Origin of the sequence: Pseudonocardia hispaniensis (assembly GCF_042658695.1) — a bacterium.
Lineage (GTDB): Bacteria > Actinomycetota > Actinomycetes > Mycobacteriales > Pseudonocardiaceae > Pseudonocardia > Pseudonocardia hispaniensis.
Genome location: NZ_JBHSQW010000033.1, coordinates 38,383 through 58,628 on the forward strand (window position 1 = coordinate 38,383; position 20,246 = coordinate 58,628).

General features: G+C 69.2%; 17 protein-coding genes. 7 read left to right on the forward strand and 10 right to left on the reverse strand.

Features of this window, described 5'->3' with window-relative positions:
- From ACFQE5_RS15565 to ACFQE5_RS15580, 4 genes are all read right to left on the reverse strand, one after another.
- Positions 1-312, reverse strand: a 312-nt coding sequence (locus ACFQE5_RS15565; protein ID WP_379585791.1) for an MmoB/DmpM family protein, incomplete at its 3' end; no start/stop codon positions are given.
- Positions 309-1,499, reverse strand: coding sequence for a toluene hydroxylase (locus tag ACFQE5_RS15570; RefSeq protein WP_379585793.1), 1,191 nt, complete (start codon positions 1,497-1,499; stop codon positions 309-311). The genes ACFQE5_RS15570 and ACFQE5_RS15565, both read right to left, overlap by 4 nt.
- Positions 1,496-2,551: an FAD-binding oxidoreductase gene (locus ACFQE5_RS15575; protein WP_379585795.1), complete on the reverse strand. Its 1,056-nt coding sequence runs from the start codon at positions 2,549-2,551 to the stop codon at positions 1,496-1,498. The genes ACFQE5_RS15570 and ACFQE5_RS15575 overlap by 4 nt, the downstream gene beginning before the upstream one ends.
- Before the next feature lie 86 nt (positions 2,552-2,637).
- The gene (locus ACFQE5_RS15580) at positions 2,638-4,275 is read right to left on the reverse strand and encodes a methane monooxygenase (RefSeq protein ID WP_379585920.1); all 1,638 of its coding nucleotides are present in this window, start codon (positions 4,273-4,275) and stop codon (positions 2,638-2,640) included.
- Between the two features lie 533 nt (positions 4,276-4,808).
- On the opposite strand from ACFQE5_RS15580, the gene ACFQE5_RS15585 reads away from it, so the two are divergent.
- From ACFQE5_RS15585 to ACFQE5_RS15595, 3 genes are read left to right on the forward strand one after another with little or no spacing between them, the layout of a single operon-like run.
- A complete protein-coding gene (locus ACFQE5_RS15585) occupies positions 4,809-6,563 on the forward strand; it encodes a sigma-54-dependent Fis family transcriptional regulator (RefSeq protein WP_379585797.1) in 1,755 nt (584 codons plus the stop codon).
- Positions 6,564-6,579: 16 nt separating this feature from the next.
- The gene (locus ACFQE5_RS15590) at positions 6,580-7,476 is read left to right on the forward strand and encodes an ABC transporter ATP-binding protein (RefSeq protein WP_379585799.1); all 897 of its coding nucleotides are present in this window, start codon (positions 6,580-6,582) and stop codon (positions 7,474-7,476) included.
- Positions 7,473-8,663: an ABC transporter permease gene (locus ACFQE5_RS15595; protein ID WP_379585801.1), complete on the forward strand. Its 1,191-nt coding sequence runs from the start codon at positions 7,473-7,475 to the stop codon at positions 8,661-8,663. The genes ACFQE5_RS15590 and ACFQE5_RS15595 overlap by 4 nt, the downstream gene beginning before the upstream one ends.
- 24 nt (positions 8,664-8,687) lie before the next feature.
- Here ACFQE5_RS15595 and ACFQE5_RS15600 read toward each other — a convergent pair whose 3' ends face one another.
- The 4 genes from ACFQE5_RS15600 to pdxH form a co-directional block, all read right to left on the reverse strand.
- On the reverse strand, positions 8,688-9,254 hold the full coding sequence (locus ACFQE5_RS15600) for a sunset domain-containing protein (protein ID WP_379585803.1): 567 nt from the start codon (positions 9,252-9,254) through the stop codon (positions 8,688-8,690).
- Between the two features lie 195 nt (positions 9,255-9,449).
- Entirely contained in the window at positions 9,450-10,757 is a 1,308-nt protein-coding gene (locus tag ACFQE5_RS15605; protein ID WP_379585805.1) for a citrate synthase, read from the reverse strand.
- Positions 10,758-10,871: 114 nt separating this feature from the next.
- Positions 10,872-12,314 (reverse strand): MFS transporter, encoded by a 1,443-nt coding sequence (locus tag ACFQE5_RS15610; protein ID WP_379585806.1) that lies wholly within the window; start codon positions 12,312-12,314, stop codon positions 10,872-10,874.
- A gap of 57 nt (positions 12,315-12,371) precedes the next feature.
- Positions 12,372-13,037 carry a pyridoxamine 5'-phosphate oxidase gene (pdxH, locus tag ACFQE5_RS15615; RefSeq protein WP_379585808.1) on the reverse strand — a complete coding sequence of 222 codons (666 nt, stop codon included), beginning with the start codon at positions 13,035-13,037 and terminating at the stop codon, positions 12,372-12,374.
- A gap of 314 nt (positions 13,038-13,351) precedes the next feature.
- Between pdxH and ACFQE5_RS15620 the strand changes: the two genes are divergently transcribed.
- The 3 genes from ACFQE5_RS15620 to sepH all read left to right on the forward strand — a co-directional run bounded on the left by ACFQE5_RS15620 (position 13,352) and on the right by sepH (position 17,040).
- A complete protein-coding gene (locus tag ACFQE5_RS15620; RefSeq protein WP_379585922.1) occupies positions 13,352-14,473 on the forward strand; it encodes a citrate synthase 2 in 1,122 nt (373 codons plus the stop codon).
- A 166-nt stretch (positions 14,474-14,639) separates the two neighbouring features.
- Positions 14,640-15,776, forward strand: a complete 1,137-nt coding sequence (gene serC / locus ACFQE5_RS15625) for a phosphoserine transaminase (protein ID WP_379585810.1) — start codon at positions 14,640-14,642, stop codon at positions 15,774-15,776.
- Positions 15,777-15,996: 220 nt separating this feature from the next.
- Positions 15,997-17,040: a septation protein SepH gene (gene sepH, locus ACFQE5_RS15630; RefSeq protein WP_379585812.1), complete on the forward strand. Its 1,044-nt coding sequence runs from the start codon at positions 15,997-15,999 to the stop codon at positions 17,038-17,040.
- Between the two features lie 51 nt (positions 17,041-17,091).
- On the opposite strand, the gene ACFQE5_RS15635 is transcribed toward sepH, so the two are convergent.
- Both ACFQE5_RS15635 and ACFQE5_RS15640 read right to left on the reverse strand, forming a co-directional pair.
- Complete coding sequence (locus ACFQE5_RS15635) at positions 17,092-17,646, reverse strand: DUF2537 domain-containing protein (RefSeq protein WP_379585814.1); 555 nt, start codon at positions 17,644-17,646, stop codon at positions 17,092-17,094.
- A 4-nt stretch (positions 17,647-17,650) separates the two neighbouring features.
- A complete protein-coding gene (locus tag ACFQE5_RS15640; RefSeq protein ID WP_379585923.1) occupies positions 17,651-18,457 on the reverse strand; it encodes a TrmH family RNA methyltransferase in 807 nt (268 codons plus the stop codon).
- Between the two features lie 170 nt (positions 18,458-18,627).
- Here ACFQE5_RS15640 and ACFQE5_RS15645 point away from each other — a divergent pair, with 170 nt between their 5' ends.
- Positions 18,628-20,133 (forward strand): glutamate--cysteine ligase, encoded by a 1,506-nt coding sequence (locus ACFQE5_RS15645; RefSeq protein ID WP_379585816.1) that lies wholly within the window; start codon positions 18,628-18,630, stop codon positions 20,131-20,133.
- Positions 20,134-20,246: the final 113 nt, after the last annotated feature.

Genomic DNA, 20,246 nt, shown 5'->3' on the forward strand with positions numbered 1-20,246 from the left:
CATGATCGTGCGGTCATCGAGGTGCACCATGCGGCCGTAGTGGGTGGACATGGCCTCCTCGAACTCGGCGGCGTTGAACCAGCCCTCCTCCTCACCGGCCTCGTCGTCGACATCGGCGTAGATCGTGTCGAAGCGGCCCTTGCCGTCCACGCGGATCATCGACGGCAGGTGAGTCACCGTGACGTTGTCCAGGCGCTCCAGCACCTTGGCGATGAGCACGCCGACCTGGCTGTTCATCAGCGTGAACCCGCACATGTTCGACGCGGTGTTGTCCGACTTGTACGGGCTATCGGCCGTCTTGAACGCGGTCACTGCGCCAACTCCTCAGGGGTCTCGAGACCGAGATCGCGGCAGATCCCGGCGAAGCGGTTCTTGGCCTTGTCGAGGCTGTCCTCGAACCTCGGGGGCTTGGCGTCGGGCTGCGACCACAACGGCTGCATCTGACGGGCCGCCGCCACCGCCTGCGGCACCCACTTCGACAACCAGCCCTGCATGAGCTGCTTGTTGTGGGCGGCGAACTCCCGGTCCTCGGTGAGCGGGGCGAAGCACGCAATCGTCCAGCGCAGGTTGCGCTGGGCGTAGTCGTACTCGCCGGCACCCATGACCGTCGGAGTCACGAAGTCGCCGTTGCCGGCGGCCGACTGCATGACCAGGTTGCTGCGGAACAGCTCACCGATCAGCGACTCGAAGACGATGTTGGCGGCGAAGATCGCCTCGCCCCAGTCGTCCTCGACCGCGGTGAGCGCCTCGGTGAGCTTGCGGGCACCCTGCCACTCGGCGTCGGAGTCCCAGGCCTGCAGGTGCGCCGCGCCGTCGAAGCCGGAGATCTCCTCGGTCAGGGTGAGGTTGTACAGGGCCAGATCCTGCGCGAACCGGATCTTGTGCGCGCTGTTCACCGCCATCGCGGTGTTGTGCATGTTCGTCGGGCCGGATCGCTCGTTGGAGGCGAAGACATAGAGCCCCAGGATGTGCTCGATGTGCATCCAGGCGCCGACATTGCGCTCGACGAACCGAATCCAGTTCGGCGTCCACTGGTCGAAGGACTTGGTCTGGCGGGCGTTCTCGATGTTCTGCGTCAGCTGCCGGACGACGTTGGCGTTGTACCGGTAGAGCGACTGCTCCCACTCCTCGTTGGGGTCACGGAACTCGTGCCACCCGTGGGCGGGCCAGGTGAAGTCCTTCGGCAGCCCGCCGCTACCGATCCCGCGCTGCGGCTCGGGGTTGTCGACACCCCATGCCTTGAGCTTCGTCCAGTGCAGCGGGTAGCCGCCCTCGCCGTTGGCGAAGCCGTAGATCCAGCCCTGGGCGAGGTAGTGCCGCGGGTCCGGCTGCACCTCGACGGTAACGTCCTCGTAGTGCGTCTGCTTGCGCTTCGCCGGGGTGAAGTAGTTGTATCGACGGGCGCTCGCGCTGGAGTCGGGGAACTCACGAGCGCCCGCCTCAGCGTCAGTGAATACGGGCTTCGGGACGCTTCTTTCGGGACGTTCGGTTGTGGTCATTGGCCGTCCTCGCCTTCCGGTTCACCGGTGGTGGTGAACTTGTCGTAGAAGATGTTCTGCTCGCGCACTCCCAGCGATGTCAGCACCGGGATCGCCGCCTCCACCATTGGCGGCGGTCCACACACATAGGCGTCCATCCCTTCCAGGCCGGCTTCGCCGCGCTTCACCACCTCGGTGATGAGCCCGACCTCCCCGACCCAGGCATCCCCGTCGGACGGTTCGGACAACGCCGGTACGTAGCGGAATCCGGGCAACCGTTCCTCGAGCGCCCGCAGCTCCTTCTCGAAGCAGAGGTCCCGCATCCCTCGCGCCCCGTAGTAGAAGGTGGCCTTGCGCTCGACACCCCGCTCCGCCATCGACCGAAGGAGCCCGAGAATGGGTGCCATTCCGGCACCGCCGCCCACGAAGATCAGGTTCGATGTCCGGCTCTCGCGCAGCGTGAAGGTGCCGAACGGGCCCTCCACGTCGATCCGGTCACCGACCTGCACCCGGTTGGCCAGATACTCCGAGAAGAGGCCATCCGGGTAGATCTTGATAACGAACTCGAAGTGCCCGTCCCGATTGGGAGTGTTGGCCATCGAGAACGAACGGGTCTCGTTCGTTCCCGGAACGGTGAAGTCCATGTACTGACCGGGGAAAAACTTGATTTCCTCGGGCTCGACCAACTTGACCACGAGGTGCCGCATGTCGTGCGTCACCGGTTCGTTCGAAACGACCTCCGCGATCCCTCTCCGCAGCGGCAGCCCGGAGCGGATGATCTCCTCGTCGTAGTTGAGGAGCTCGATCACGAGGTCTTCGTAGGCGTGGGCCCGGCAGAGCAGGGTCTGCCCCTCCTCCTTTTCATAGTCGGGCAGCGCGAACGTCGAGTAGCTGTCGTATTCGATGTCCTCGCCTTCGAGCACAAACGACTTGCAAGCGGCGCATTGGCCTTCCTTGCATCCGTGCATGAGCTGCACGCCCTGCTCGGCGGCGGCTCGAAGAATGGTCTGATCCTCGTCGACCTCGATCTCGATGCCGACTGGCTCGAACCGCACGACGTGCTTCTCACCCATGGATTTCGTTCCTCTCGGCCGTAATGAGGCAGGGTCATGCGGGGGGAGGGCCGGACGGCGGCCCTCCCCCCTCGCCTGACCCGCGCTCAGGCGTCGGCGGGTGCCGGTCGTCCAGCCGGGCCTTGCCGGACGTAGTCGGCGTGGAACGCCTGCCGCTCGGCGTCACTCATCTCGTTCAGCAGCACGTTGGGGCTCTGGAACGGTGGGCAACGACGCAGGTGGTCGAGCGTCCACATCTTCTTGGGGTCGAGGTTGAGGTGCGGCTGGGCCGTCATGGTCTTGCCGTCGTCGCGGACGAAGCCCATGTCCTTGACGACATCGGCGAAGTTCCAGCCGTGGTACAGCGTCTCCCACTCGCGGTGACCGATGAGGCGACCCATGTTCGGGGTCTCCCGGCCCTGGTAGGTCGGCCGGAAGGCGACCTTGTCGGTCCAGTGGCAGACCTCGTGGCAGTAGGTGCGCCACTGGCCGTCGACCTGGTCCATGACCATGTCCTCACGCACCAGGCAGGGCACCATGCAGGTCCAGCAGCGGTGCGGGTACACGTAGTCGACATCCTCGAACACGATCGGGTGATGCCCGTTCGGGGTCGCCAGCCGGCTGTAGTTCTCCCACCACTTGCCGTACTTGTCGTACCAGCCCGGGTACTTGTACTCGAACCACTCGAAGTCCTCGTCGGTCATGCCGTCGATACGCCAGTAGTTCGCAAGCCACCCGGTGGCGAAGAACTGCGCCACCTCGTGGACGTAGCCCTTCTCCCAGATCTGCTTCCACGACTCCTCGACGAGGTCGTGGGGAATGGTCAGCCCGTACTTCTCGAGCGGGACGAGGTAGGACCGGTAGTAGTCGTCGTAGATCCAGCGACGCCACATCTCCGCGTAGGACTCACGGTCCTTGCGGCGGTCCTTCGTGCCGTACTCGATGAACGTTCCGATCGCGGCGTCCACGACGCGGTGGTTGTTCCACCACGCGTAGCGCAGGTCGCGCTCGAGCAGCTGGCGGTTGTCCTCGTCCGACAGCGCCATCAACAGGGTGGCGTAGCCGTTGGAGATGTGCCGCGACTCGTCGGACTGAACCGAGTGGAACACGGTGGGCAGCAGGTAGTCACCGTTGGCCGCCGCCTCGGCCGGCATGGCCACGAACAGGGTGTTCGTGAACGCCGTCTCAGCGACGATCGTCAGGTAGATGCTGGCCGCGGTGATCGCGTCACCGGTGATGAACCCCTCCGCGAACTGACGGCCGATCGTGCCGCAGTAGTCGCTGTGGAAGTTCCGCAGGCTGTTGTTGAAGCCTGCCGGGTCGATGTAGTTGTTCATGTACAGACGCTTGAGGTTCTGCTGGATCGTGCTGTGCCGAACCTCGTCGATCATCTGGATCGCCTGGCCGTTGTGCAGCTCCGGGTTCGGAACCACGTGGAACAGCATCGGCATGGAACGCGCCGCGGAGATCTCCGGCAACGGGATGATCGACAGGAAGAGCTTCTGCCATTCCAGCCAACGCTCCTGGACCTGGCGGAACATGTTGCCGCGGATGGCGCCGTCCTGCGCGCCGTATACGCGGTGGTCCTTCTCCTCCTCCATCGGGAAGTAGGAGCGCAGGACCTGCTTCAACGGGTCCTTCTTCGCCGCCTTCCGGAAGGTGTAGTCGGTCCGGTACTTCATGTACGGCTCGTGATACTGCGGCTCCCAGGCAAGCTCCTGGATCTTCTGGTGAGCCTTCGCCAGACTCTGCCGACTCACATCGTCTCCTCACGGTGGTGGGTGGTGGGGCCGGCGCGGACACCAGCCCCGCTGCCCGCGGCCCTGCGGGCCACCGGCTGGTGGTGCCGGCGGGGGTCGTGGGTCTTCATCCCCTCGTTCGCCCGCCACCACGGGCCGGGGCTGGCGCGGGTGCCTCGGTGTGGCAGTGGACCCGAGCTGAGGCCGACCGGGGTTTGCGCGGGTCCTCGGGGCGGCTCATCTCGTGCCGCGAATCACACCGCTGAGACGCCTGACCTGCGGTCTCAATATGAGACGGTCGGGCAACAACCTCCCCCTATCGTCATGCTCGTCCGGGCGGTACCGTCCGGATCGATACCGGCTGCCGCGAAGACGCGGACCACAGCTGCTCCGAGGAGGGCGACCGGTTGGGCCATCCGGCAGAACGCTCCATCTCCGAAGAGGCCCGTGCGACCCGCAAGGGCGGCACACGGGCGGTTCCAGCACTGCCGCTCGGCATCGCTGCCGAGCGGGTCGCGCACGCGCGCACAGCATTTCTCGTGAACGACCCGGTCGAACCCGGCGTCGTGCGCGCGCCGATCCTGGCGTCCTGGACCCGTTCCCGGCACTACGAAGTCCCCGCCGACCATCTCGAGCTGCCGTACGAGAGCGACTGCGAGCCCGACACCCCGCTGCTGCGTGCCGCCGCCCCGATCGTCGCCGAGGTCGCCGACCAGCTCTCCGGTGAGCCGGTCAGCGTCATCCTCTGCGACGAGGACGGCGTCGTCCTGCAGCGCCGCACCGGCGACTCGGCGCTCAACCAGCATCTCGACCGGGTATGGCTGGCGCCCGGGTTCAGCTACGCCGAGCGCTATATCGGCACCAACGGCATCGGTACCGCCTTGGAGGGACGCGGCCCGGCCCAGGTGTTCGGCCATGAGCACTACATCGAGCAGCTCGAAGGCCTCGCCTGTGCCGGCGTCCCGATCCGGCATCCGATCAGCGGCAAGCTCCTCGGCGTCATCGATCTGACGTGCTGGCGGCGCGAGGCCAACAAGATGATGGCGACGGCCGCCGCCACGATCGCCCGCCGCATCGAGGAGACGCTGCTCGAGCAGTCCGGCCGCCGCGAGCTGACGCTGCTGCACGACTACCTGGCGGCCTGCCAGCGCAACCGGGGCGCCGTGCTCGCGCTCAGCGACGACCTGCTGATGATGAACGATCGAGCGCGCGAACTGCTCGATCCCGGCGACCAGATGCCGCTGGTGGCCAACGCCGCCGAGGCGCTCAGCTCCGGACGGCGCCGCCAGCTGCTCATCGACCTACCCAGCGGCGCCACCGCCCGGGTGCAATGCCGGCCGAGCTGGTCCGAAGCAGGGCGCAGCGGTGGTGTCCTGCACGTGCAGCTGGTCTCCCCCGACACCTCCAACGCGCGCTCGCTGAACCTGCCGCATCCGGCCACGCTGCCCGCGACCGTCGGCTCCGGACCGATGTGGGCGAAGTGCTGTCAGGCCATCGACCGGCATTTCCAGGCGCGCGAATGGCTTGTCCTGCAGGGCGAGCCCGGCACCGGGAAGCGAACCCTGGCCAGGGCGACCCACCAGCTGCGCCGACCGGCGGCCCACCTGCGGCTGCTCGATGCCCAGGACTACGGACCGCGCTGGATCGCCGAGGTCGCCGAGGAGCTCGCGACCGGTGCCGGAACGCTCGTGCTCTGCCGCGTCGACCAGTTGTCGGCCGAGGGTGTGCATGCCCTCATGGACGCCCTGGAACCGCACCGGGAGTCGACCGATCCACAGCGGCCGTGGGTGGTCGCGACCGTCGATTGCGGCCGCGGCCGGATGAGCCAGGCACTGACCGACCTGCTCGCCTCCTTCCCGCGCACGGTCGATGTGCCGCCGCTGCGCCATCACATCGAGGACGTCACCGAACTGGTGCCGCATCTCATCGCCCGGCTCACCCGCGGCGCCGAGCTGACCTGCTCCCCCGACGCCATGCGAGTGCTCATGCGCAATCACTGGCCGGGCAACGTCGAGCAGCTCTACCAGGTACTTCGCAAGATCGTCGCACGCAGGCGAACCGGCCAGATCACCCCGGCCGACCTGCCCGCCGAGTGCCGGGCGACCACCCGCCGCGTGCTCACCCCGCTCGAGGCGATCGAATGCGACGCGATCGTCGAGGCACTGATCGAGACCGACGGCAACAAGGCCGAGGCCGCCCGGCACCTGGGAATGTCCCGCGCGACGATCTACCGCAAGATCCGCGGCTACGGCATCTCCATGCCCACATGCGCCGACCCGAGCCGGACAGGTTGACCGATACGCTCGGTTCGTGCTCGAGATCGACGGCATCGGCAAACGGTTCGGACAGGTACAGGCGTTGCACGACGTCACCTTCGCGGTTCCACCCGGTGAGATCTTCGGCTTCGTCGGCAGCAATGGCGCCGGCAAGACGACGACGATGCGCATCGTGCTCGGTGTGCTCGAGGCGGACGTGGGTGAGGTGCGCTGGAAGGACGCTCCGATCGACGCCGAGATCCGGCGGCGGATCGGGTACATGCCCGAGGAGCGTGGTCTCTATCCCAAGATGAAGGTAGGCGACCAGCTCGAGTATCTCGCCCGGCTGCACGGGGTCTCCCCCGCCGCCGCGCGCTCCGCGGTGGAGCACTGGACCACCCGGCTCGGGATCGCCGAGCGCCGTTCCGACGAGGTGCAGAAGCTCTCGTTGGGCAACCAGCAGCGGGTTCAGCTGTCCGCCGCGCTGGTGCACGACCCCGAGGTGCTCGTGCTCGACGAACCGTTCTCCGGGCTCGATCCGACCGCCGTCGAGGTGATGAGCGGCGTGCTGCGCGACAAGGCCGACAGCGGGGTGCCGGTGATCTTCTCCAGCCATCAGCTCGATCTCGTCGAACGGCTCTGTGACCGGGTCGGCATCATCTCCGGCGGCCGGATGGTGGCCGTCGGTACGGTCCTCGAACTGCGCGGGGGAAGCACCGAGCAGCTCGACGTCGTCGGGCCGCCACCGGAGAGATGGGCGGCCGGGCTGCCCGGCATCACCGTGGTGTCCGTCGAGGGTGCCCGTACTCGCGTCGAGCTCACCGACGGTGCCACCGACCAGGACGTGCTGGCGGCCGCCCTCACCGCCGGCCCGGTCCACGAGTTCGGCCGGTACCGGCCGCCGCTCACCGAGCTCTACCGCGACGTGGTCACCGCCGGGGTGACAGCGTGACCGCACCGCTTCCCCCGGGCCGGGCCGTGCTGCTCGTCGCCCGTCGCGAGTTCCTCACCCAGACCCGGTCGCGTAGCTTCGCGGTCGGCCTGCTGATCACGATCGCGATCTTCGGGATCTACATTCTGCTGTTCCAGTTCATCGGCAGCCAGACCTCGAGCAACGCCCTCGGCGTCACCCCGCAGACGGCCCAGCTGCGCGGCGCGTTGCAGGCGGCCGCCCAGGCCCAGGACCGGACGCTGACCATCACCGAGGTCGACCGCGCGGCCGGGGAACAGAAGGTTCAGGACGGCGACCTCGATGCGCTCCTGGTCGGCGTGCCGGGCAGCTACGAGCTGATCGGGCTCGACACGGTCGACACCGCGTTGCAGACGATGGTGTCCGGCGTGATCGGACAGAACGCTCTCAACGAGGCGCTCGCGCAGGCCGGAGTCGACCCGGCACAGATCGCCACGCAGGGGCATGTCGCGGTGACGACCCTCGAGCCCGTCGACCCCGAGCGCGGGCAGCGGCTGGTGCTGGCGATCGTCGTCGCGGTACTGCTGTTCATGTCGCTGGTCGGCTACGGCACCGCGGTCGCTCAGGGGGTGGTCGAGGAGAAGACCAGCCGGGTGGTGGAGCTGTTGCTCTCCACGATCAAGCCGGTGCACCTGTTGGCCGGCAAGATCCTTGGGCTGGGCGCCGTCGGGCTGCTGCAGCTGCTGATCCTCAGCGCCATCGGGCTCGCGGGCTCGCTCGCGTTCGGATTGCTCACGATCCCGACGGCGGCCGCGTCGGCGCTGGTCTCAGCCGTGATCTGGTACCTGCTCGGGTTCTTCCTCTACGCCTCGATCTACGCGGCCGCCGGGTCGACGGTGTCGCGGCAGGAGGAGCTGCAGACGATCGTCGCCCCGATCATGTTTCCGCTGCTCATCCCGTTCATCTTCGCGGTGAGCGTGCTGCCCAACGATCCGCGGAACACCCTGGGCACGGTCCTGTCGTTCATCCCGCTGTTCTCCCCCACCCTGATGCCCGCCCGCGCGGCGCTGGGCGTGGCGCCGCTGTGGCAGGTCGGCCTCGCCGTCGCAGTGACCCTCGCGTCGATCGCCGGGGTGGTGCTGCTGGCCGCGCGGATCTACCGCAACTCGGTGCTGCGCACCGGCGCCCGGGTGAGCCTGAAGGAGGCGTTCGGCTCCCGGCGGCCATAGTCTCGTCCTGCCGATCAGCCCGGTTCAGCCGGAACGGCGGGTGCGGGGCTTGGGCTTCCACTCGGTGAAGCCGGCGCGACGGGCGTCCTCGGGGGTCCGGAACCAGGCCTCGGCCTTGGTGCGCGCGAAGTACGGGCTCGACGGGCCATGGAACAGTTTCGACGCCCCGCTGCCCTTGATCGTGTACTCCGGCCGGGGCGCGGAGCCGTCGGGCAGTGGACGCGCCGAGCCCGGGCCGTACGGGGCGTCCGGTTCCTCGGCCGGCGCCGCGGCCTCGTGGTCCGTCGGCCGGGTCGGCTCCGCCTGCGGGGTCGGCTCCGCCTGCGGGGTCGGCTCGGCCGGCGGGGTCGAAGGGATCCGTTCGGCCGGCCGCGCCGGGGGCGGGGCCGCCGGTCGGTCCGGTTCCACCGGCAGCACCACCCGGCCATCGGCTACGGCCGGAGGAATCCGTGAGGGTGGTGCCGTCACGGTGTCCCACGGCTCGTCGGACCGAATCCGGACCTGGCGGTAGACGATCCAGCCCACGAGGCCGAGGAGCACGGCGAGCACGGCCCAGCGGCTGCGGTGTGCGGATGTCGACTCGTCAGACATACGCCTGAGTCCCCCTTTCCGTGTGGGCCGAGAGTAGGCGGTCACGCCGTCTCGTCCGCACGATGTCGCCCGTACCAAGAGTTGATCAGCGACGACGCGGGGGGACGCGGCATCGGCTCCGGTCGAGCCGAGCCGTTCACTCGTTGCCCGGGCCGCCTGCGACGATCTCGCCCGCAGGCGGCCCGGGACAGGCGCTCAGCGCTCGTCGATCGGTATGTAGTCGCGCTTCGTGGGCCCGACGTAGAGCTGCCGCGGGCGGCCGATCCTGTTGTGCGGGTCGGCCATCATCTCCCGCCAATGCGCGATCCAGCCCGGCAGCCTGCCGAGCGCGAACAGCACCGTGAACATCTTCGTCGGGAACCCCATGGCCCGATAGATCACGCCGGTGTAGAAGTCGACGTTCGGGTACAGCCTGCGCTCGATGAAGTAGCTGTCGGCGAGCGCCCTCTCCTCGAGCGACTTGGCGATGTCCAGCAGCGGGTCCGAGACGCCCAGCTTCATGAGCACCTCGTCGGCGATCTGCTTGACGATCCGCGCCCGCGGATCGTAGTTCTTGTAGACCCGGTGGCCGAAGCCCATCAGGCGGGCGCCCTGCTCCCGTCGCTTCACCCGCTCGACGAACGCGGCGACGTTGCCGTTCTCCGTACTACGGATGTGCTCCAGCATCTCCAGCACCGCCTGGTTGGCGCCGCCGTGCAGCGGGCCGAACAGTGCGTTTATTCCGGCCGAGATGCTCGCGAACAGGTTCGCCTGCGACGAGCCGACCAGCCGAACCGTGGATGTCGAACAGTTCTGCTCATGGTCGGCATGCAGGATCAGCAATGTGTCGAGGGCATGGGCGAAGGCCGGGTCGACATCGTAGGGCTCGGCCGGCAACCCGAACGTCATCCGCAGGAAATTCTCGACCAGGCCCAGCGAGTTGTCCGGATAGAGGAACGGCTGGCCCACCGACTTCTTGTAGGCGTAGGCCGCAATGGTGAACACCTTGGCCATCAACCGGACCGTGGAGACCTCGACGGCGCCCTGGTCGAACGGATCGAGGCTGTCCTGGTAGAAGGTCGACAGCGCGCTGACCGCCGACGACAGCACCGGCATCGGATGCGCGTCGCGCGGGAAGCCGTCGAAGAACCGCTTGAGGTCCTCGTGCAGCAGCGTGTGCCGGCTGATCTTGGTGGTGAACGCGTCGAACTCGGCGCGGGTGGGCAGCTTGCCGTAGATGAGCAGGTAGCTGACCTCGAGGAAGGTCGACCGCTCGGCAAGTTGGTCGATCGGGATGCCGCGGTACTCCAGGATGCCGGCGTCACCATCGATATAGGTGATCTTCGACATACATGCGGCGGTGCTGTTGAAACCGGGGTCGTAGGTGACCAGTCCGGTTTGCGCCAGCAGCTTGCTGACATCGACGGCCGATGCCCCCTCGGTTGCGGGGTTGATCGGCATTTCGTGTTCGCCGCCGGGATAGCGAAGTACAGCGATGTCGGTATCGGCGGACTGGTCGGTCATGTGGAGGTTCCCTCTCACACTCGGGTGTTGCCTGTTTGACGCCACGCTAGTGGGCTCGGGCCGATCTGCGCCGCTCGACGAACCGGACGTACGTCACGTTCGGTTCGGGTCGCCCTATCCGGCCTGGCCGCGTCGATCAACCGGGCCGCGGTACCGCCAGAATGCCGGAAACCGGGCGACGACGGCGAGGGCCGCCACGACAACCGCCACCCCACCGAGGGTCGCCGCCGGCCCCGGGCCGAGGCCCGCCGCAGCCGGGCCGTGCCACATGTCGGCGATCCGTGGCCCTCCCGCGACGACGACGACGAACACTCCCTGCATACGTCCGCGCATCTCGTCGGTCGCCACCGTCTGCAGCATCGACGACCGGTAGACCGAGCTGACCATGTCGCCCGCCCCGCCGATGGCGAGGAAGAGCACGGCCAGCCACAGCGATCCCGTCAGCCCGAACATCGCGATGGCCGCGCCCCACAGACAGATCGCCAGCGTCACGGCGACACCCTGTCGCTGTACCCGCTGCAGCCAGCCGGAGAACAGCCCGGCCACGACCATCCCGAACGGAATGGCGGCGAACAGCGCGCCGAGCGCGATACCCCCGCCCGGTGGGTCGCCGAAGACCTTCTCCGACATCTCCGGGAACACCGCACGCGGCATCCCGAAACCCATCGCCACCATGTCGATGAGGAAGGAGACGAGCAGCACCTTCTGCATGCCGACGTACCGGAACCCGGCCACCACGCCACGGATCCCCACGCTCCCCGGCGCGGTGACGTCGGTTCGCTGAGGCGGCACCGGAGGCAGCCGCCACGTCGCCCACAGCGTCGCAAGCAGAGCGATCGCGTCGAGCAGGTAGAGCGTGGGCAGCCCGACGACCGGGATGAGCACGCCCGCAAGCAGCGGGCCGGCGACCGCGCCGGCCTGGAATACCGTCATGTTCAGCGCATTGGCCGCGGGCAACTGCTCGGCCGGGATGAGCCGCGGGATGACGGCGTTGCGGGTCGGCTGGTTCATCGCGAGCATCGCCGACTGCACGGAGAACAACGTCAGGATCACCCAGATGTTGCCGATCCCGCTGGCCGCGACCACCCACAGGGCGAGCGAGGTCGTCGCGATGCCCGAGCCGGTGAGCAGCAGCAGGACCCGCCGGTCCATGACGTCTGCGATGGCGCCACCCCACAGGCCGAACACGATCAGCGGGACCAGGCCGAACAGCCCGGTGAGACCGACGTAGGCCGACGAACCGGTGAGCTCGTAGATCTGGGTGGGCACCGCGACGACCGACAGCTGCGCCCCGATGACGGTGACGATCCCGGCGAGCCACAGCCGTCGGTAGGCGGGGACACGCAACGGGCGGGTGTCGGCGAACGTGCCGCGGATGACGGTGGCGAGGCTGCGGGTCCGCCCACCGGCTCCCGTGGCGAGGCTGCGGGTCCGGGCGTCGGGCCCGGTCCGCAGCTCACGCGTCGGGGCGTCGGGCCCGGTCCGCAGCTCACGCGTCGGCGTATCCGGCCCGGTCCCGAGTTCGCGGGTGGGCCCCTCGGACCCGGGGACAGTCACCCGTTCAGGACTACCACGTCGCGACGGTGATCGCGGCGTGGGTACCGAGCCGTCCACTCACGGCGCCAAGCGGCGCACCTGCCACGTCCGGTCGATGCCGTCGATCTCGAAACGCAGCCGGTCGTGCAGCCGGTTCGCCCGGCCCTGCCAGAACTCCACCTGGGTCGGGACGATGCGCCACCCACCCCAGTGCGGGGGCCGAGGCACATCCTCGATGTCGGCGAAGCGTCGATCCATGCGCTCGAGGGCGTCGTCGAGGGTGCGACGGTCGGTCACCACGCTCGACTGCGCCGAGGCCCAGGCGCCCAGCTGCGCCCCACGCGGCCGCGTCACCCAGTAGGCGTCGGCCTCGGCATCGCTGACCTGCTCGGCAGCACCGCGCACGTGGACCTGCCGGTGGATCGCGAACCAGGGGAAGGTGGCGGAGGCAGCCCGGCCGAGCCGGAGGTCGTGGCTCTTCGCGGAGGTGAAGTTGGTGTAGAACTGGACGCCGCGGGCATCGAGTCCCTTGCACAGCACGGTCCGCGACGAGGGCTGCCCGCGCTCGTCGGCGGTGGCCAGGATCATGGCGTTCGCCTCGGGAATGCCGACCGCGGTCGCCTCGGCGAGCCAGCGGGCCAACTGCTCGTGCCAGGTGGGGGCGAGATCCGAGAGGTCGAGGCCGTCGGTGTCGTATTCGATCCGCATGTCTGCCACTGTCGCGCCGGGCGCCGCGTACGCCATCGCACCTCCTCCACTCCGGACCCCTGACCGTAAGGCGCGAGCAGCCGATTTGGTGGCACCGGTGACCGATGCCACCCGCACACACCGTTGCCTCCGCTGCCTGCCAGGGGCAGGGTGGCGCCAGCCCACGGCAACCGTCCACAGCGGTCGTGGGCCGCGCGCGTACCGGGTACAGGCTCCGATACGCGAGCGGGCATCGGCCGACGGCGTTTCGCACCGGGCCGGTGCGAGTTGGGGACCAAGATCGAGGAGGACGGGTGTCCACTGCACCGACTGCGTCCGCCACGCCGAACAGGCGGGGTGCCGCAGGCCAGATGGACGGGTCGGCGGTACCCCCGCCCCCGCCCGGATTCAAGCCCGGTCTGGAGGGCCACGTCGCCTTCCGCACCGAGATCGCCGAACCTGACAGGGAAGGGGGCGCCCTCCGCTACCGCGGAGTCGATATCGAGGATCTGGTCGGAAACGTCACGTTCGGCAGTGCCTGGGCGCTGCTGGTCGATGGCCGGTTCGGGCCGGGGCTGCCACCGGCCGAGCCGTTTCCGATCCCGGTTCGCACCGGTGACGTGCGGGTCGACGTGCAGGCCGCACTGGCCATGCTGGCCCCCTACTGGGGCTACCGACCGTTGCTGGACATCTCCGACGAGGAGGCTCGCGAACAGCTGGCCCGCGCCTCGGTGATGGCGTTGTCCTACGTCGCGCAGTCCGCCAGGGGCATCGGCATCCCGGCCGTACCCCAGTCGCGCATCGACGAATGTACGACGATCACCCAGCGGTTCATGGTCCGCTGGCGGGGCGAGCCCGACCCGGCTCACATCAAGGCCATCGACGCCTATTGGGTCTCGGCCGCCGAGCACGGCATGAACGCCTCCACCTTCACCGCCCGGGTGATCGCGTCCACGGGGGCCGACGTCGCGGCGGCGCTGTCCGGTGCGATCGGGGCGATGTCCGGTCCGTTGCACGGCGGCGCGCCGGCCCGGGTGCTGCCCATGATCGCCGAGGTCGAGCGGACGGGCGATGCCGAAGCGCTGGTCAAGGGCATCCTGGACCGCAAGGAGCGGCTCATGGGATTCGGGCACCGGGTCTACCGGGCCGAGGACCCGCGGGCCCGGGTGTTGCGGCGCACCTGTAGGGAGCTGGGCGCGCCGCGCTACGAGGTGGCGGCCGAGCTGGAGCGGACCGCGCTGCGCATCCTGCGGGAGCGCAGGCCGGACCACCCGATCGAGACCAACGTCGAGTTCTGGGCGGCGGTGATCCTCGACTTCGCCGAGGTGCCGCCGCACATGATGCCGGCGATGTTCACCAGTGCCCGCACCGCGGGCTGGTCGGCGCACATCATGGAGCAGAAGCGCGAGAACAAGCTGGTCCGGCCCTCGGCCCAGTACGTGGGTCCCGGTCCGCGCAAGCCACAGGACGTGGAGGGCTGGGCGGACCGCTGATCCATCTGTGAGTGCGTAACAGTGTTCTTACACTGTTACGCACTCACAACGATGGTTGAGCTGGGATGTCGCGATCGCCCCCGGTGAGCGAAACCTCCCGTGAGGTTCACCGCGTTCACCGCCCCGCCCCTGAACCGGCGGGCTGGGGGCTGTCAAACTGACCGCCGTGACGTCCACGACCAGCACCGATCTTCAGATTCCCGCCGACCTCAAGCCCTCCGACGGGCGCTTCGGTTGCGGACCGTCCAAGGTTCGTACCGATTCCCTCGCCGCGCTCGCCGCCACCGGCACCGCGCTCATGGGCACCTCGCACCGGCAGAAGCCGGTCAAGTCCCTCGTCGGCCGGGTGCGCGCGGGGCTGACCGAGCTGTTCTCGCTGCCCGACGGCTACGAGGTCGTCCTGGGCAACGGCGGCTCCACGGCATTCTGGGACGCCGCCGCGTTCGGCCTGGTCCGCGAGCGTTCGCTGCATCTGGCCTACGGCGAGTTCTCCGCCAAGTTCGCCGACACCACGAAGGGCGCGCCCTTCCTGGCCGACCCGGTGATCGTCAAGGCGGAGCCGGGCAGCGCCCCGAAGCCCACCACCGACCCGTCCGCCGACGTGCTGGCCTGGGCGCACAACGAGACGTCGACCGGCGTCGCCGTGCCGGTCGTGCGGCCCGAAGGGGCTGGCGAGGGCCAGCTCGTGCTCATCGACGCGACATCGGGCGCCGGCGGGTTGCCGGTCGACATCTCGCAGGCCGACGCCTACTACTTCGCCCCCCAGAAGGGCTTCGCGTCCGACGGCGGGTTGTGGATCGCGCTGATGAGTCCTGCCGCCCGGGAGCGCGTCGCCGAGCTCGCGGCCGGCGACCGCTGGATCCCGCCGTTCCTGTCACTGGCCACCGCGATCGACAACTCGGCCAAGGACCAGACCTACAACACCCCCGCGGTAGCGACCCTGTTCCTGCTCGCCGAGCAGGTCGACTGGCTCAACGGCCTCGGTGGGCTCGACGCGGCCGTGGCGCGGACGGCGGACTCCGCGAACCGGCTCTACACCTGGGCGGAGAAGACGGCGTACACGACGCCGTTCGTCGCCGACCCCGCCCACCGCTCACAGGTCGTCGGCACGATCGACTTCGACGACGCGGTTGACGCCGCGGCCGTGGCCAAGGTTCTGCGGGCCAACGGCATCGTCGACACCGAGCCCTACCGCAAGCTGGGTCGCAACCAGCTGCGGATCGGGATGTTCCCCGCGGTCGAACCTGATGACATCTCGGCGCTGACCGCCTGTATCGACTGGGTGGTCGAGCGGCTCCGCTGAGCAGGCGCGAGAGTATCTCGTCACACCAACAACGGTGGCCTCAGCTTTACCAGAATCACCATTCGTGCAACGCTTTGGACAAATCGTGAGCGGCGCGCTACCGACCGTGAAGTCGCACGGGCTGGTCGAAACATTTCGGTTCCGGCGCGCCTCCGCCGCAGGTTTCGATTTGGCAACTACCTTCACCCAGACGGGAGAGAGAAAGAGCGGGGGGCCGCCGATGCGGGCGTTGCGGGTCGTCGGAGTCGCCGAGGACGGTGCGGTCGTCCTCGAGGATCCGGCTCGCCGCGAGCGCTTCACGGTGCCGGCCGACGAGCAGTTGCGTGCCGCCGCCCGGGGAGACCTGACCCGACTCGGACAGATCGCGATCGAGGTGGAGAGCCAGTTGCGACCACGAGAGATCCAGGCGCGCATCCGAGCGGGAGCGTCGGTGGAGCAGGTCGCCTCGGCCGCCGGGGTGCCTCTGCAGAAGATCGAACGATTCGCCTATCCGGTGCTTCTCGAACGTTCGCGAACGGCCGAGCTGGCCCAGGGAGCGCATCCGGTCCGAGCCGACGGGCCGGATGTGCGCACGCTCGGCGAGGTCGTCGCCCACACGTTCGGGTTGCGCGGGCAGGACTACCTCGATGCCGAGTGGGACTCCTGGAAGGGCGACGACGGCAGGTGGGTTGTCTGCCTCAACTGGAGCGCGGGTCGCTCGGACAACCGCGCGCACTGGACCTTCCAGCCGGGGCCGCACGGGGGCACGGTCACCGCGATCGACGAGCACGCCAGTGACCTCGTCGAGGGTCTGCCGCTGCGCCCGCTGCGCACGGTCGGCCCGGTGATCGAGATCGGTCGCGCCGAGGAGCCGGAACCGCGGCCCGCTGATGACCATGTCGAGCAGGTGCGGGCCGCCGCGGCGGGCCTCCCGGTTCGGGAGCGGCCAACGCCTCCCGGTCCGCTCCCGGCTCCCCCGGAACCACGACACCCCGACACCTCGGCCCGGCCTCCCGAGCCGGCCCCGTCGCCCGCTGCCCCGCCGCCCGCTACCCCGCAGCCTGCGGAGCCAGCGCGGGCCGGGCAGCACCGCGAGCCGGCCCGCTCGGCGCCGGAGCCGACGCCGCAGCCCGGACCGGCCGGAACGCCCGCTGCCGCCGAGCGGCCCGTCACCGAGACGACATCCGAGGAGCAGCCGGAGAAGCCCGTGCGACGCACCAAGAAGGGCAAGCCGGTCATGCCGTCGTGGGATGAAGTCCTGCTGGGCGTGCGCGGTCAGCGCTAGGAATGCGGCGCGCTCGTCAGCGGTAGGGCCGACGGTCGCGGTAGGTGACCCTCACGGGGGCGCCAGCCCAAGGCACACCCACGCGACGACCAACCCCCCGGCGACACCAAGGGCAGGCCATCTCCAGAACGGGGCGCGGCGGAACAACCACAGCGAGGGGGCCAGACCGAGCGCGACCAACAGGTTCGCCGGCGCCCACAGCACCCCGAACGCGTCCGCGAACGCGTGGCAGAGCACGATGTCGGCCAGGGTGGTGAGCACCGCGAAGAAGACGGAGATGGCGAGCCCCGTCGCCCACGGCGTGGGCGCGGCGCGTTCCGGCGCCGGACGGGATAGCGGCCCCGTCGCCGGGCCCCACACACGTTCGACCTGCCCGGTCACCGGGTCGTGAAACTGCACCGGACGCCCGATCAGGTCCGCGAGCCGCCCGGCGAGCTGGCGGCCGCGTCGCCGCACCAACGAGCGTTCCGACGGTCCGCCGTTGACCTCGACCGCCTCGGCCACCGCCGCCCATTCGCGCAGGGCGGCCTCCAGGTCCTCGGGCAGCGCGGGATCATCCGGGCGTCGCTCCCCGAAGACGATCTGCCCCCCCGCACCAAGGTGCACGATCTCAGGGTACGGACGCGACTGCCGCGTGGAAGGCCACGGCGGCGGCCGTTGCCACATTGAGAGAGTCGACGCCGCCTGCCATCGGGATCCGCACCCTGGTATCGGCGGCGGCCAGTGCCTCGGCGCTCAGTCCGGGGCCTTCGGCGCCGAGCAGCAGCGCGACCCTCCGTCCGGCCAGACCGGCCGTTGAGATCGGCTGGGCGTCCGGCCGCGGGGTCAGCGCGACCACCTGCAGCCCGCAGGCGCGCAGCAGATCCAGTGCGCCCGGCCAGTCCCCCTGCAACGGCGCGAACGGCACCCGCAGCACGTGGCCCATCGAGACCCGGACGCTGCGCCGGTAGAGGGGGTCGGAGCAACGCGGCCCGAGCAGCACCCCGTCGACACCGAGGGCAGCGGCGTTACGGAACAGCGCGCCGAGGTTCTCGTGGTCGCCGACGCCCTCGAGCACCGCGAGCACCCGGGCCCTGCGGGCAAGCGCGACGGCATCCGGAACCGGCGCGCGGTCGGCCACCGCCAGCACACCGCGGTTGAGGTGGAACCCGACCGCGGCCGCCATCGTGTCGGCATCGGTCTCGTAGGCGGGCACGTCGATCGCGGCGAGCTCGTCGGCGAGTTCCGCCAGCCGTCGGGGCACGCCGAGCAGCGAGCGCACCGGATACGGCGAGTCGAGCAGCCTGCGCACGACGACGACCCCCTCGGCGATGACCAGGCCGCGGCCCCCCGGCCGATCGGGGCGCCGGTCGGCAGCGGTCAGGTCTCGGAAGTCATCGATGCGAGGGTCGTCCGGATCGCGAACGACGGTGATCATTGCCACGGCCAACCATCGTCGCAGGTGCCATGCCTGGTACGCACTGCGTCATCCGGTCAGCCGGTACCGCATGCCTCGATCGTGTGACACGGTTGGCAACCGCTCGGGCTCCAGCCGCGATGGGCTAGGTCCGTCCCGATCCCGCAGCTACAGGGAGGGGCAGGCGTTACATGGGCCAGGACGTCGACCGGTCCAGATTCAGTCGACGAGACAGCCAACGCTACCGCGGCAAGGTGCATCGATGCCTCGATGCGCTGGCCGCAATGCTCCGTGAGCATCCGTTCGCCCAGGACGAGCCCATGACCGGGATCGAGCTCGAGCTCAACCTCGTCGGCTCTCAGCTCGACCCCGCGCTGTCCGGCGCCGACGTCCTGGCCGCGATCGGATCGGCTGGCTTCCAGAGCGAGCTCGGTCGTTGGAACATCGAGCTGAACCTGCCGCCACGGCTGCTGCCCGGTGACGAGTGGCGTCATCTGGAGCATCAGTTGCTCGACGAACTCGCCGTTGCGAGGGACAAGGCGGGCGACTACACCGCACAGATCGTCATGATCGGCATCCTGCCGACCCTCGATCGCGACCATCTCGTGGCGAGTTCAATCACCGAAGGCGACCGCTACCGGGTGCTCAACGAGCAGATCCTCGGCGTCCGCGGCGAACCGATCCGGCTCGACATCACCGGCGCCGCGCCGCCCGGCCGCCCCGGCCCCGCGGAGCGGCTGATCGCGGACTTCGACTCGATCATCCCCGAAGCGGCCTGCACCTCGATGCAGCTGCATCTGCAGGTCTCGCCGGACACGTTTGCCGGCTACTGGAACGCCGCGCAGTGTCTTGCGGGGGTCCAGCTCGCGGTCGGGGCGAACTCGCCGTACCTCCTGGGCGCGCGGCTGTGGGCCGAGACCCGGATCCCGCTGTTCGAGCAGGCCTGCGATGTGCGCACCCCAGAGCTGCGCAACCAGGGCGTACGGCCGCGGGTGTGGTTCGGCGAGCGCTGGATCTCCTCGATTCTCGATCTGTTCGCCGAGAACTCCCGCTACTTCCCCAGTCTGGTGCCGGTCGCGCAGGAGACCGATCCGTTCGCCGAGCTGAGGGCCGGGCGAGTTCCGGCACTGGACGAGCTGCGACTGCACAACGGCACGATCTGGCGGTGGAACCGTCCGGTGTACGACGTCGTCGACGGTGCCCCGCACGTCCGGGTGGAGAACCGGGTGCTGCCTGCCGGGCCGAGTCCGGTCGACATGGTGGCCAACGCGCTGTTCTTCTACGGGCTACTGCGGGTGTTCGTCGAGACCGACCGACCGCTGTGGAGCACGATGTCGTTCGAGGCCGCGGAACAGAACTTCATCACCGCGGCCCGGCACGGCCTCGATGAACCCCTGTACTGGCCAGGAACCGGATGGATTCACCCGGACGAGTTGGTCCTGCGCAAGCTGCTGCCGCTCGCGCATGAGGGCCTGGCACGGTGGGGAGTCAGCACCGAGGTCCGGGACCGGTACCTCTCGGTGATCGAGCGCCGCTGCGTGCTGCGCCGCACCGGTGCGGTCTGGCAGCTCGACACCGTCGCCGCGCTACAGGCGCGCGGGGCCGATCGACCGACCGCGCTGCGCGGGATGCTCGAGCGCTACATCGAGGCGTCGACCATCAACGAGCCGGTCCACACCTGGCCGCTCCCCGCTTGATCCCCGCGAGTCGGGGCATGTCCGCGACCGAGTCGGGGGATTCTCGCGACCTCCTCGCGACCGTCGAGCGGCTCGCCGACGGCCACCGCCGACCGGCGGTTCACCATTGCGAA